This is a genomic window from Streptomyces sp. NPDC059816 (assembly GCF_042732055.1).
Taxonomy (GTDB): Bacteria; Actinomycetota; Actinomycetes; order Streptomycetales; family Streptomycetaceae; genus Streptomyces.
The window spans coordinates 43,324-56,885 of sequence record NZ_JBHWIQ010000035.1 but is presented as its reverse complement, the minus strand read 5'-3'; the positions used below and the strand labels follow the sequence as shown (position 1 = coordinate 56,885).

Sequence of the window (13,562 nt, the reverse complement as noted above, 5' to 3'; positions counted from 1 at the left end):
CGGGCCAGCACTACAGCAGCGCAACGGCCGTCGCCGCCACCGGGAAACCAGTCGCCCCGCCCGTCGACCGCATGCCCGTCCCGGGCCTGGACCGGCCGGTCCCCGCTGGTGGGGACCGGCCGCGCTCAGGGACCGGAGCACCGGCGACGGGTACCGCGCCCGCTCAGAGGTCGCCGGCGACCGGCCGCGGTCGAGCACCCGGCAGGTCATCCCTGCCCCGGGGCGCCGAGCGTCCGCAGGGCCTGTTCCACCCCGGCCAGATCCAGCAGATGGCTGCGCGGACCGACCAGGTCCGACAGCGGCTGCGCGGCCATCTCCCGGCACCGCCCCGTCACCCAAGCCCAGTCCAGATCCAGATACCGCGCCAGCGCGCGAAGCCGCCCCGCCCCGGTGGCGTCCGCGATGACGCTGCGGTCCCGAGTATCGGCGATCACGCCCGTGTACAGGTCCACCCGGCCGCGGTCGCCGACCGTCCCGGCCGAGCACACGACATCGCCGCGCGGCAACCAGTTCCCCACGATCGCCCGCTCACCGGGCACCACGACAACCTCGTCCACCGCCGCGTACGAGGTGTCGTCCGACACCGCCACGGCCATCCCCCGGGATTCCAGCATCGCGGCGAACAGCAGCAGCAGTATCCGCTTGTACACCTCGGCGGCCTTCACCGCCGTCTCCGGCAGACACAGCGCCAGATGCCCTAGCGCCCCGTCCGTCCCCGGCCCGCCGGGCAGGATCCGGTCCAGGAGCCGGTGCCGGTCCCTGAACAGCAGCCACCCCGCCGCCTCCGACCCGCCGCTGACCTGCGACCACACCTGCGCCGCCCCGCCCGCGTCCTCAAGGTGCCGCATCGCGTGCCCGGCGCACACGTGCGAGCCCAGCCACACCGCAGCCGGCGACGACAGATCCGGAACCGCCCACCTAGCCAGCCCCGCCTCCTGCCCGGGCCGCTGCTGAAGCCGCTCCCGCTCGTGCGTCAGCGCCGCGGCGTCGGCCTGCAGCCAGTCGTCGAGGTTGACGACCGCCCACACCAGCGCGAACGTCAGCGCATCGAGCCGGAACGCCCGCGGAATCACCAGCTCACGCACGAACGCCGGGCGTGCCGCCCGGCGCGCGGCCACCGAGTCCATCAGGAACAGGTCGTCCCCGCCGCGCCGCCCGAGGCAGCCGACCAGCATCCCGCGCCGCGCCGCCCGGGCGAAGGCGCGGACATGGACCAAGTCCTCCGCCCCGACGACAACCGCGTCGACAGCGGGTGCCGCCTCGGCCGGCGCCGTCGCCACCTGGGTCCCGTCGAACACCGCGTCACCCGCGGCGTTGAGGAACCACATCCCCCCGTTTCCCGGCGGCGGCGCGCCGAGGAACAGCGACGAGGCCGGTATCGCCCGGTCCACCCGGTGCGCGGCGCCCAGCGAACGCGCGTGCAGACGCCGCGCCTCGGGGAAGTGCCGGCCTCCGCTCTCCGGCCGGCACAGCAAAGCCACGTCGGTCCCGAAGAGATGCTCCAGCACCGTCGCGTACTGCCGGTTCGGCAGCTGCGTTCCCTGGCGCCACCGCCGGTACGTTGTCTCGTCGACGTCCAGACCGCGGAGTTCGTCGTCACCGAACTTCCGCGCGGCCTCGTTCCCCGCCTCGCGGAACCGGGTGATGAAAACCTTGTGGGGCAGCCAGCCGTACTTCTCCAGCAGCACATGCAGCAGCGTCGGCGCACCCGTCGGCTCCACGGACATGAGCAGGCGCTTCCTCTCTCTCCCCGAACGGGAGCAATCACGAATCGAACAGACATACCGGGCAGGGGGGCGGGCGCGAACGTGAGCAACCGGGGTCCGGGCTCAGAAGGGGGTGAGCTCCGCCGGCGTCGGCGTCAGGCGGGGCAGGGGCCTCAACCCCGCTGCTCCGCGGCGCAGATCCACCAGGTCGGGTTCCTCCACCGGCCACAGTGCGCCCCGCCGGGCGGCCCCGGCATGCTGCTGAGTCCCGGACCACTGGCGCTGCCCATCGAGCACGCACGCGCGGTCGTGCAGCAGCGTCCGGAACAGCGGCGCCACGTCCCCGGTCCGCAACGGGACCTCTATGAGCCGCAACAGCCGCCGCAGGAACGGGCCAGTCCCGCACAGCAGCGCGAGCTCCAGGGCCGCCAGCGACCCCTCGCTCCCGACCAGTCGGTATCCCGGCCACCCATGGACCTGGACGATCCGCCGCAGTGCCAGCAGGTGGGAGGCGTCCAGAGCGGCCCGCGCGGACGTCGTCCCGTCATCGTCCTTGGCGGTGACCCGCCAGGCCCTCGCGGACTGCGCCCGGCCGGTCAGATCCGTCACGAGCGCCGGATTCAGCGGCTGCCGGTCCGGCAGGCGGCGGCACGCGGCGCGCGCTGCCGCCCAGTCGTCCGGGCGCACCTCCCACAGGTCTCCCGTCGCCACGGCCGGCTCCGGTCCCCGGGGCTCGACCGCGCGCGCGGCGGGGGCGGCGCCCCGGCCGACGGGTTCGCCGCCGCACACCGGGCCGGTGACCGTACGGGCGGACCGGACCAGGAGACGGCGGATCCATCCCTTGCCGCACGGTCCCGGACACCTTCCGAAGTCCGCAGACATGAACCACTCCAAACTGGTGCGAAAGGTGCGTCGAATGGGAAAGTTGAGCCACGCGGCCGCTGCCGGCCGCGCGGGAGATCGGAAGAGGGGAGGGCCGGTGCTTGCACGTCGGGGTGTGCGGGCCTCGCGCGCAAGCACCGGGAGCGGACGCTCCTCCGCCAAACGCCCCGCCCCGGCCCCCACCCTCAAGGAGGCGCGGAACAGAACGGCTGGCGGATCCCTGCGAAGGGGTCCTACCGGTGACGGCGGCAACGGCTCCGGACCGTGAGGGGTCCGGGCCCCGCTCCGGTCAGGGCCCATGGCTTCTACGGCGGACGGCCCCCATGGCCGGAGGAGGGCCGGGCGAGCGGCAAGGGCAGGCGCCTCATGCCGCAGCCCCCGCCCGGGGAAGGACGCGCAGCGCGTCTCCGGCCCGGCCACCCGGGAGCACGCACCCGCCGTCGTCAAAAACGATGAGCCCGTTGCACAGGACCGCCCAGCCCTGGGACTCCTGGGCGGTGACCGTCCGCGCGGTCGCCCCGTCCGTGGCCGCCGCCGAAGGACACCGGGGCTCGTGCCCGCACCTTCGCCCAGTCACCGGGCACGCCCCGCGACCGCCGGACGGCACGCCGCCCGCAGGACGTCGGGCTCCGGATGCGTCAGCACCGCGAGCTCACGGACCTTCTCGGCGGCCTGCACCACGGCGATCAGCGCCCCCAGGCCCCGGCCGCGCCGGCACTGCGCGAGCAGGAGATCCGCCCGCCCGACGATCTCCCGCGCCCGCCCGGCGAACCGGCCCTGCTCCGCGATCGGGAGCAGCCGGCGCACATGGCGCGCGAGCTCGCGGCGACGCCGCGCGATACCCCACCGGGTGCAGGACAGACGGCGGCCGGGGTCGAGGATCAGCGCAGTGCGGACCAGTGCCTGCTCGGCGGCCGGATTGATGGCGGGGGACGTCCCCTTCGGCGCGGCGCCGGGCGTCGCGGGCAGCGGCCGGGCCGGGCGGACGGCCGTCCGCACGAGGTCCGGCGCAGGGGCGTCAGGTATGCGGGCGGGAAGGAGGGCGGGGGTGGGCATCGGGAGGGCTCCCTGCAGAGGACCGTGATTCAGTGATTCGCCGCGGCTCGCGCGAGCGGCGTGGGCGGGGTGGTGCTGGGGGCGGGGGCCTCGCCCCGGTGGGGGATCCGCATCCAGACCTGTTTTCCGGGACGGGAGGCGAATCGGGTGTAGCCCCAGGACTTGGTCAGGCCGGCGACCAGGCGCATCCCCCGGCCGCCGCTGTCGTGGTGATCCGCAGTCCGCAGACAGGGCGGCTTCGCGGAGGCGTCCTCCACCGCCACACACAGCACACGGGGCTCGCGTTCGAGCCTCAGCGTCACCAGGTCGCCGGGCTGGCTGCCGTGGACGACGGCGTTGGTTACCAGCTCCGTCACGGCGACCAGCAGCAGATAGTGCAGCTCCTCGCCCAGTACCTCCTCCAGCGGCTGGAGGAACCGCCGGGTCATCCGCCGGGCGTGGGCGACGTGAACGTCCCGCGCCGGGAACACCGCGCAGCACATCCCCGGGAACTGTCCGCAATCCGTCGCAACGGCCCGGGCCGCGCCCCGTTCGGGAGCGCGCCACGCCCGGATCCAGTCCTGGTCCTCCCACGGCTCGGGCATCAGCGCCGTCACCCTGCCGTCGCACAGCGGCCCCCCAGCCATGGCCTGGTGGCCCTCGCTGCGGCCGAGGTCGGCGCGGGAACGGACGACGAGCGTACTGTCGCCGGCCGCCAGCAGCGGCGATACGACGGCCCAGCCCCGGCGGATATCGAGCGCGCTGTCCCGGGCGGCCGTGTCGGCGACTACCGCCCTGACCGACATCCCCCGGGCCTCCGCAGCACCGACCAGGTCATCGGCGGCCGCTATTGACGCCGCGGCGTCCGGCTCACAGACATAGACGATCGCGTTCGAAGACGTGGTGGTCATGACGATCCCTCCGGAAAGCGGGCGAAGTCCGGGAAGCCGAACGGCGCGGGTCACAAGGGCCCGGGGGCGTCCCGGGGCGGGGCTAGTGACGGATGGCCGAACCGGCGGCGAGGTCGAGGTGCTCCGCGAGCACCCGGCCGTCCGGCAGGTCCACCGGACGCCGCGCACAGACGTCCCAGGGCGGTGTCTCCCAGCGGAGCCCGCCCGTCGGCGGCACCGGCATCAGATGCTCCCCGGACAGCACCTCGGCACCGGGGACCGCGGAGCCGGTACCGGGTGCGACCAGGAAGATCCTCTTCGCGCCGGCGAGCAGGCACGGGACCACAACGCCGTCGCGCTCGTGCTCCTCGGCCCGCTTCAGGGCCAGCACCGCCCCGCGGCCCGCGGCCGCGGGAACGCTCATGGCGTCGAACCGCGTCCCGCACACCGTGCTCCACGGCGTGCGCCGCGACCTCGCGTGCACGGCCGGGACGTCCCGCGGCTCCACCGGCACGCGGCCGGCGAGCAGCGGCCAGCCCAGCACGCCGGTGTACGCGGCCAGGAGGCCGGAGGCGTCGGACGAGCGTGGGGGCCAGAGGATGGTGGTCATCGTTTCCATGCGGTTCCTCAAGGGAAGGGGTGAAGTGCCGCCACTCAAGGCGCGGTTGCCGGACGATGGATTTCCGCCATGGGCGTCACGGGAATCGTGTGGCGCCGCTACGGTGAGCAAACCGTGGCCGGGGGTCGCCGGGTACCCCCGCGGGGCCGCGGACCCTGCTAACGCTGCTAACGCGGCTGAAGATCGTTTTCTGCACGGGGGTGAACCGTGGCACGCACACGTACACGCAATGAGCTGCTGGCGGCCGTGATCCGGGAGATCGGCTGGTCCCAGGAGCAGACGGCCGCTCACTTCCGCGTGGTGGCAACCGAATCCGGGGCCATCGAACTGACGAGCGTCACGCGCTCGAACATCTCGCAGTGGATCCTCGGCTCCCAGCCCCAGCCGAAAGCCGCCAGCATCCTGCGCGAGACGCTCTCGCGAGGGCTCCGGCGCGGCCTTACCCTGGCGGAGATCGGCCTCGAAGACGCTGGCCAGGCAGAGCCCGACTGGAGCTCCGACACCACGAGCACACTGCTCGAACTGGGGGACATCGAGATGGACATAGGACGCCGCACGGCACTGGCGACCTCCGCGTACTCCGTCGCCGCGCTCGGCCTCCCGATCAGCGCCTGGTGGGACACGGCCGCCGAACGAGCCGAACAGCGCCGCTCCCGCACCAACTCGACCGTCACAGCCGCCGACGTCGACAGCGTCCGTGAGATGTCCGCGTTCTTCTCCCAGCGAGAGCAGAAGCGAGGCGGCGCGGACGGCCGCACGGCCCTCGTGGCCTACCTCCGAAACGAGGTCGCAGCCCACCTCAACCGCCACGCCATCAGCGAGCCCGTCCGCCGCGGCCTGTACTCCGCCGCCGGCGAGATGGCCTACCTGTGCGGCTGGACCGCCTTCGACACCCGCGAACACCACATCGCACAGCACTGGTTCACCCTCGGAGTCCGGCTCGCAGCCGAAGCCGACGACCCGGCCCTGGCCGGACACATCCTCCGCGCCATGGCCCACCAGGCCGCCGACCTCGGCCACGGCCACCAGGCCGTCAACCTCGCCACCGCCTCCATCGAACGCAAGCGCTACACCAGCGCCGGACCCCGCGAACGCGCCCTCATCGGCGTCGTCCACGCCCGTGCCCTGGCCGCCGACGGGCAACGCCGCGAAGCGCTCGCCGCGCTGCGCCGCGCCGAGGATGACCTCAGCGCCGCAGACCCCGACCCGGGGGCAGAACCGAGCCGGGTCTTCTTCTTCGGCGAGGCATCCCTCGCCTCCCAGACCGCGCACACCCTCACTGCCCTCGGTGATCTCAAGGGCGCCGCCGAACAGTTCACCCGCAGCGTCAACACCCGCCGGACCAAAGCCTTCGCCCGCACCCACTCCGTCACCCTCGGATACCTCGGCTCCGTCCAGGCCCGCCAAGGACACCTGGACGCCGCCATCGGCACCTGGGGAAGTGCTCTCGACGCCATGGCAGGCATCCACTCCGGCCGGGCGAAGGAAACGGTCATCCAGATGCGCCGCTCGCTCAGCCCTTACCGCAACAGGGGCAACCGAGCCGCCACCGACCTCGACACCCGCGCCCGCACCCTGCTGAGTTCCGTAGCCTGACCCCGCCCCGCCACCACACATCCCGGACCACCGTCCCGGGATCCGGATCATCGAGAAGGACCTGCCGTGACCAGGCTGGAGATCGTGCCCGTCGCCACCGTCGTCGGCGGCCACACCACGGTTGCCGACGACTACCAGGGCGGAGTCGAGGCGATCATCCGGCTCCACGCCGGCTACCCGCTCGACACCCTCGCCGGGCTGGAGGAATTCAGCCACCTCCAGGTGCTGTGGCACTTCCACCGCGGCACGCCGGACGACGTCGCCCTGCACGCCCGCAGCCCGCGGAACAACCCCGCCTGGCCCGCGACGGGCACCTTCGTCCACCGCAACCACCGGCGCCCCAACCAGCTCGCCGTCTCCCACCCCCGCCTGCTGCGCGTGGACGGACTCGACCTCCACGTCACCGACTTCGACGCCGTCGACGGCACGCCCGTCTATGACCTCGCGCCCTGGTTCCCGGTCATGGGCCCCCGCGGGCCGATCCGCACCCCGGCCTGGGTCGACGAGATGCTCCCCGACTACTGGAACGACACCCGCGATCGCGGCTGAGCGGGGATCCGGCAGCATCGACGCCTCCAACGGCGGGGTGGCGGGGGAGCCGCAGAGCGCGGAGAGTGCGCCGAGGCGGCGGGAGAGGGACGCCATAGTCGCCAAGCGGCACGAGAGAGGACAACCGTGACGTTTCACGGGCCGCCTCCGTGCCCGTGACATTCCACGGTCACGGAGGCTGTTTCCGTGAGAAGTCACGGAAACGCGCGGGCCGTTCGCCACCGTTTCACTACACTCGGTGCCCGGACCGTTCGCGGAGGCGACGACATGGCAGACCGGCACCCGCCCTCCTGTTCCGCCCGCGTACGCGAGCAGGCACGCGCGGAGAACTGGCCCTTCGGCCGGACGGCCGCAGCCATCGCCCGGTGCTGCTCGGTGACGCTGTTGCGCGCCCACCGGCTGGCCCGCGGCTGGACACTCCAGGAAGCGGTGGACGCCTACCGGGCCATGAACCAGGGCGACCCGGGGGCAGCCCGCATGGACCCCGACCAGCTGCGTATCTGGGAAACGAACCCCCAGCGCCGCCCCCGCGCCCAGACCATCGACCGGCTGTGCCGCCTGTATGAGACGAGCGCCGAAGGGTTGGGCCTGAGCGGCGACTACACCCCGGCCGCCCTTGCCAAGGACACGGACCGGCTGCCGGAAGCCTCGCGGGACCCCCACTCCCCGCCCGCCACGCCCGCAGCCTCGGACGCGCTCGACGAGGTGCTGGACCGCGCCCGGTATGGGGTGGACCGCACCCTCGCGAGCGCCACCGTCAGCCCCGTCCAGCTCGACCTGCTGGAGGAACGCCTGCTCGACCTGCGCCGCCAGTACCTCGTCATCCCGCCGGCGCCCATGCTCGGACAGCTCCTGCCCGAACTCGGCGAACTCCAGACCCTGGCCGCCGACCGGCAGCCCGCCCTGGTGCAGATGCGCCTGTCGGAACTGACCGCCGTCCTCACCACACTGATCGCCGACGCCCTCATGAAACTCGGCCGCCTGCGGCAGTCCCGCGCCTGGTACGCCACCGCCCGCACGGCCGCCGACGACACCACCGACACCGACCTGCGCGCCCGCGTCCGCGCCCAGGCCGCGATGCTCCCCTACTACTACGGGCCCCTGACCACCGCGGTCGCGCTCTCCCGCGAGGCCCGGATACTCGCCCGTCACCGGCCCACCCCGACCGCGGCGTTCGCCGCCGCGGCTGAGGCCCGCGCGCTCGCCCGCCAGGGCGACACCGCCCACGCCCGGGAGGCGATCCACCGCGCCCGCGACGCCTTCGACCGCGCCGGATCCGGCGACCCGGACGACGCCTTCGGATTTCCCGAACGCCGACTCCTGCTCTACCTCAGCGGCGCCCTCACCCACCTCGGCGACATCCGCGAAGCCGACCGCGTCCAGAGCCGCGCTCTCACCCTGTACGGCGACCACCCGGGAATCGACCCCGCCCTGCTCCACATCGAACAGGCCATCTGCCTCGCCCAGGAGCGCCATCTGTCCGAGGCGTGCCGCCTCGCCACCAGCGCCTACCTCGAACTCCCGCCCGCCCAGCGCACGGACATCGTCGGCGCCCGCGCCCACGACGTCCTGGCCGCCGTCCCCGCCCGGATGCGCACCGCGCCGGCGGCCCGGGAACTCGGAGAGGCGCTCGCGCTCCCGGCCTGAGCGGGATGACAACACCGCCCCCTCTGCTCCAGCCTGGGGACCATGACGGAACCTCTCCCGGGCGGCTACACCAGCGCCGAACTGACCACCCTGGTCGCCCAGGCACGCAACGAGCTGGACCTCGGCGACCACGAACCGCCCCAGCTCCTTCGCGGCCACACCAACGCCGTCGTCCGCATCGGCCCCATCGTCCTCAAGATCGCCCGCAAGGGGACCCCCGCCGCAACGGTCGAGCGCACCGTCGCCCTCGTCCGCTGGCTCCAAAGCCACGACTTCCCCACCGTGCCCCTCCACCCCGGCCCGCAGCCCCTTGACCTTGACCACGGGGCCCTCGCCACGGTCTGGATCCACTACCCCCAGCCCCCCGAACCGGTCACCGCGGCCGACCTCGCCGCCCCGCTCGCCGCCCTGCACCGGCTGCCCGCCCCGCCGATCCCCGTACGACCCCTCGACAACCTCGCCGCGATCCACCGCTCCCTGGCCGCCATCAGCGCCCTCGACGCCGCAGACCTGGCCTTCCTCACCACCCGCGCCGACCGCCTCGAACACCAGCTGCAACAGGTGAAGTACGCCCTCGCGCCCGGCGTCGTCCAGGGCGATCCCCAGCACCGCAACGCCCTCCACGACACTGCCGGAGGCCGCACCGTGCTCTGCGACTGGGACACGATCGCCCACGGCCAGCCCGAATGGGACCTGGCCACGGTGGAGGTTCATTGCCGGCGCTTCGGACACGGAGCCCGGCACTGGTCCGACTTCACCGCCGCGTACGGCCTCGACATCACCACCTGGCCCGGCTACGAGACCCTCCGCGACATCCGCGAGCTCCGCATGATCACAACCAACGCCCGCAAAGCCGCCCACACACCGGGAACCATCAGCGAGGTCCAGCGCCGTATCAAGGGACTGCGCGAGGACGATCCCGGACTGCTGTGGAACATCCTCTGACCAGCGCAATCCGTCGCCCGGCACATCCGTGACCGGGCAGAGCGGCCCACCGTGCAAGAGCCGCCGTACGTCCCCCGTCTGTTGAGAGAGGACCCGCCCATGCGCGTCGGAATCACCGGCCATCGAGGGCTCCCCGACCGGAAACGGCCGGTCGGCGTCCAGCAGGCGGCCGGTAACGCTCAGGACCCGGCAGGACAACAGCGGTACGGGAATCCGACCCCGCCTCTGCTGTCGTACGCGGGCGGCCGACGGCAGCAGGGCACCGTGCCCCGGGAGGCGCCGGAGCGAGCCGAGCACACGGTCGGCCCTCCGCAGCCCCCCTGGGCGCGGCCCTGCGGGTGCGGGCCCGGCGGGGGGTAACACCCGGGTCGGTGCCAGCGTGGACGAGGTCATGCGGAGCTCCAGAAGGAAAGGCTGGGCAGAAGAGAGCGGGTGGAGGCGAGGGTTACGGCACGCCCGCGGGGGCTCGCGAACTGCGAGCCCGGTCGAGGGGGACGCTCATCCAGACCTTCTTGCCGGGCCGGCTGACGGAGGGGACGTGTCCCCAGGTCTGTGCGACGTGCTCGACCAGGCCGAGGCCCCGCCCGTGCACATCGCCGTCCCCGGAGCGGCGCGGGCGCGGCGGGTCGGAGGACCAGTCCTCCACCCCCACGCACAGCCGTCGGCGGTCGCACTCCAGCGTCAGAACAACCGGGTCACCGGGGTCGGACCCATGGGTGACCGCGTTGGTGACCAACTCGTTCACCACCAGCAGCAGCAAGTCCGCGTCCACGTCCGGATCCAGTCCGGCCAGCAGGGGCCCCCACCCGCTCAGCACCCGGCGCGCCAGCCTCCGGATCACCGAGGTGTGCGCCTCCAACGCCGGGAACGCCACACAGCAGCACCCGCCCACCGGCGGCGTACCGCCCGCGCCGGGCCCGGGTCGGTCCGGCCGTCCCCAAGCGCGAACCCAGTCCGCAGTCTCCCACGGCAACGGCTCCACCGCGGTGACCGTGACACCGTTCCCCTTCAGGGCGGCGGCCACCGGGGCGCGGCGCGCGGCGGTGTGCCCGAGCTCCGCCCGCGAGCGGACGAGAAGGACATCGCTGGGACCAGCGGCGGAGGACAGCCGGGACCAGCCGGGACGGTCCGTCGGCGTCGTGTCCCGCCCGGTGACATCGGCCACCGCGGCCCGGACCGTACAGCCCCGGTCGGCGGCCGCGCGGGACAGCGAGTCCAAGGCGGACATCGCCGCTACCGGGTCCGGGTCGCAGACATAGAGGTCGGCGGTTGTCACCACGAGCCCTCCTGGGAACGGCTCCCGAAGACGGGGAGCACCGGAAGGAGCTCGCACTGGCGCGGGGCGGGCACCGGCCCTACCCGTGAGGGGCGCGGGTGGTCGTGGTCGCGGAGGGCGAGTATGCGGGCACCGGTCCCAGTGACCTGGGTGCGCCGGACGGTGGCGTGTGCGCGGGGTCCCAGGTGTGCGGGCGTGGGGAGTACGACTCCGTACGCGCCGGCGGCCAGGGCGTTGAGCAGCCTGGCGAACGCGCCTTCCGAGCCCTGGTCGTTGTCGTGTTCGGTGAAGACGTCCACGAGTTCCAGCTCCCGGGTGGAGCAGTACACCGCGAGCGCCTGCCGCAGGGCGGTGCGCCGGGCCGCCGAGGCCCTACCGGGGCGGAGGAATCCGTAGACGGCCGGCCGGACGACCGGGCGCTGTTCGGTGAGCGGTTCCACGACGGCGGCCCCACGGTGTCGGAAGCGGATCGGGAGGCTCAGCCTGGCCCGCGCGGGTGCGCCGTCCAAGGAACCGGTGTGGCACTTCCGTGGCACTTGCGCACCCCCCGGGCCCGGCCTCGTGGTTCGATGACCACGGAACGAGCGCGTGGGGAGTGGCCTGTGGCGACCGTGCACCACTGGAGCGGGCAGGAGGCCCGCGCGCTGCGGCTCGCGCTGCGGATGAGCGTCCGGGCCTTCGCCGAGCACCTCGGGGTCGGCATCCGGACGGTGTCGAAGTGGGAGCAGCTGCGCGCCCGCACCCGGCCACGGCCGGACACCCAGGCGATCCTGGACACCGCGCTCTCCCGCGCGGACGCCGCCGTCCACGAGCGGTTCGAGACCTTCCTCAACGACGAGACCGGACCCGGGACCGGGCAGGGGCGGGACGGTGGCGGTCGGGTGACGGTCGGCCGAGCGTCCGGCGCGGACCTGGAAGCCTGGGCGGACGACCTCGACCGCACCACCGTGGCGCTGGCCCGGCAGGACTTCACCTTCGCCGACTCGCTGATCCGCCGCTGGACCCACCGCTTCCCCGCCACGGTCCTGGACAATCGCGGCCTGTACCTGCTGGCCCGCGCGACCACGCTGCTCGGCGACCTCAAACGGGACCAGGGCGCGGTACTGGGACCGCTCTCCGCGACCAGCGACTACACCACCGCCAGAGACCTGTACGGGCAACTCGGTATCCCCCGCCGGATCGCCCAGATCGACCTGTCGCTCGCCGTCACCGTGGAGATGTCCGGACAACTGGTCACGGCCGCGCGCCGGTACGAGAACCTCGCCGACGACCCGCGGCTCTCGCCCCGGGATCGGGCCCGCGCCCGCCTGTGGGTGGGCACCGCCCTCAGCAAGGACGGCAACCACGCCTACGCCGCCGAGGTCATGACCGCCGCCGCCCGCGACTTCGAAGCCCTGGAGGAGCCGGAGGACTGGTCGGTCGCCCACCAGAAGATCGCCCTCGCCCACCGTGGCGCCGGCGACCTGACCGCCGCCCTCGCCTGCATCGGCATCGCCCGCACCACCACCCGACCCGGCGCCCCCCTGCCGCAGGTCCGGCTCGACACCGCCTACGGCCACATCCTCATCAGCGATCCGGCCACCCGCGACGAGGGCCTGCGCGTCCTCGACACCGCCGCGCACACCGCCGCCCGCGTCGGGCTGCGCCACCAGCTCGCCGCGATCGACAGCATCCGCACCCGGGCCCACGCCGAACCCGGCCGGGCCTGACCCCCGAGAAGAAGGACACCCGTGACCAGCACCCCACCGGCGATCACCGACGCCCAGCGCGAGCAGGCCCGCCAGATCTGGGACTACCACCAGATGGGCCACCGGCTCCGCCCTGCGGACGTGGCCATCGGTCTGGGCAGCCACGACCTCGGCGTCGCCACCACCGCCGCTGGCCTCTACCACCAGGGTCTGGCCAAGGTCGTGGTCTTCACCGGCGGCAACAGCCCCACCACCGCGAAGGTCTTCCCCCGCGGCGAGGCAGTCCACTACGCCGAGCACGCCATCGCCCTCGGCGTCCCCGACCACGCCATCCTCGTCGAACCGAAGGCGGCCAACACGGGGGAGAACATCCTCTTCAGCCGCGCCCTCCTGGACCAGGCCGGCATCCAACCCGACACCGTGCTCCTCGTGACGAAGCCCTACATGCAGCGGCGGTCGTACGCGACCGTCCGGAAGGTGTGGCCGGAGGTGGAGGTGGTGTGCGCTTCGGAGGACTTGGCCTTCGAGGACTACGTCGCGAGCATCGGCGACGAGACGCTGGTGGTGGACATGCTGGTTGGCGACCTCCAGCGGGTCGTCGAATACCCGCGGCTCGGGTTCGCGGTCGAGCAGGACATGCCCGGCGACGTCGGGGCGGCGTACGCCGAGCTGGTCGCGTCCGGGTTCACCAGCCGTCTGCTGGCCTGATCCACCCTGGTGGGGGTCGGG

The 13,562-nt window shown here is 73.4% G+C and carries 14 protein-coding genes; 6 read left to right on the top strand and 8 right to left on the bottom strand.

Features of this window, described 5'->3' with window-relative positions; translation table 11 throughout:
- Positions 1–206 precede the first annotated feature (206 nt).
- From ACFV88_RS32400 to ACFV88_RS32375, 6 genes are all read right to left on the bottom strand, one after another.
- A complete protein-coding gene (locus ACFV88_RS32400) occupies positions 207–1,727 on the bottom strand; it encodes a hypothetical protein (protein ID WP_385495682.1) in 1,521 nt (506 codons plus the stop codon).
- Positions 1,728–1,829: 102 nt separating this feature from the next.
- Complete coding sequence (locus tag ACFV88_RS32395; protein WP_385495681.1) at positions 1,830–2,588, bottom strand: hypothetical protein; 759 nt, start codon at positions 2,586–2,588, stop codon at positions 1,830–1,832.
- A 364-nt stretch (positions 2,589–2,952) separates the two neighbouring features.
- Entirely contained in the window at positions 2,953–3,165 is a 213-nt protein-coding gene (locus ACFV88_RS32390; RefSeq protein ID WP_385495680.1) for a DUF5999 family protein, read from the bottom strand.
- A complete protein-coding gene (locus tag ACFV88_RS32385) occupies positions 3,162–3,644 on the bottom strand; it encodes a hypothetical protein (RefSeq protein WP_385495679.1) in 483 nt (160 codons plus the stop codon). Before ACFV88_RS32385 ends, ACFV88_RS32390 begins: the two co-directional genes overlap by 4 nt.
- Before the next feature lie 29 nt (positions 3,645–3,673).
- On the bottom strand, positions 3,674–4,534 hold the full coding sequence (locus ACFV88_RS32380) for an ATP-binding protein (RefSeq protein WP_385495678.1): 861 nt from the start codon (positions 4,532–4,534) through the stop codon (positions 3,674–3,676).
- An 82-nt stretch (positions 4,535–4,616) separates the two neighbouring features.
- Complete coding sequence (locus ACFV88_RS32375) at positions 4,617–5,132, bottom strand: hypothetical protein (protein WP_385495677.1); 516 nt, start codon at positions 5,130–5,132, stop codon at positions 4,617–4,619.
- A 207-nt stretch (positions 5,133–5,339) separates the two neighbouring features.
- Here ACFV88_RS32375 and ACFV88_RS32370 point away from each other — a divergent pair, with 207 nt between their 5' ends.
- From ACFV88_RS32370 to ACFV88_RS32355, 4 genes are all read left to right on the top strand, one after another.
- Positions 5,340–6,728, top strand: coding sequence for a Tat pathway signal protein (locus ACFV88_RS32370; protein ID WP_385495676.1), 1,389 nt, complete (start codon positions 5,340–5,342; stop codon positions 6,726–6,728).
- Positions 6,729–6,794: 66 nt separating this feature from the next.
- Complete coding sequence (locus ACFV88_RS32365) at positions 6,795–7,277, top strand: SAM-dependent methyltransferase (protein WP_385495675.1); 483 nt, start codon at positions 6,795–6,797, stop codon at positions 7,275–7,277.
- 267 nt (positions 7,278–7,544) lie between these two features.
- Positions 7,545–8,924 (top strand): hypothetical protein, encoded by a 1,380-nt coding sequence (locus ACFV88_RS32360; protein ID WP_385495674.1) that lies wholly within the window; start codon positions 7,545–7,547, stop codon positions 8,922–8,924.
- 42 nt (positions 8,925–8,966) lie between these two features.
- Entirely contained in the window at positions 8,967–9,869 is a 903-nt protein-coding gene (locus ACFV88_RS32355; RefSeq protein ID WP_385495673.1) for a phosphotransferase family protein, read from the top strand.
- Between the two features lie 445 nt (positions 9,870–10,314).
- Here the strand turns inward: ACFV88_RS32355 and ACFV88_RS32350 are convergent, their stop codons facing one another.
- The gene (locus ACFV88_RS32350; RefSeq protein WP_385495672.1) at positions 10,315–11,148 is read right to left on the bottom strand and encodes an ATP-binding protein; all 834 of its coding nucleotides are present in this window, start codon (positions 11,146–11,148) and stop codon (positions 10,315–10,317) included.
- A complete protein-coding gene (locus tag ACFV88_RS32345) occupies positions 11,142–11,585 on the bottom strand; it encodes a hypothetical protein (RefSeq protein WP_385495671.1) in 444 nt (147 codons plus the stop codon). The genes ACFV88_RS32350 and ACFV88_RS32345 overlap by 7 nt, the downstream gene beginning before the upstream one ends.
- A 162-nt stretch (positions 11,586–11,747) precedes the next feature.
- Between ACFV88_RS32345 and ACFV88_RS32340 the strand changes: the two genes are divergently transcribed.
- Positions 11,748–12,854 (top strand): helix-turn-helix domain-containing protein, encoded by a 1,107-nt coding sequence (locus ACFV88_RS32340; protein WP_385495670.1) that lies wholly within the window; start codon positions 11,748–11,750, stop codon positions 12,852–12,854.
- A gap of 21 nt (positions 12,855–12,875) precedes the next feature.
- On the top strand, positions 12,876–13,541 hold the full coding sequence (locus ACFV88_RS32335) for a YdcF family protein (RefSeq protein ID WP_385495669.1): 666 nt from the start codon (positions 12,876–12,878) through the stop codon (positions 13,539–13,541).
- Positions 13,542–13,562 lie beyond the last annotated feature (21 nt).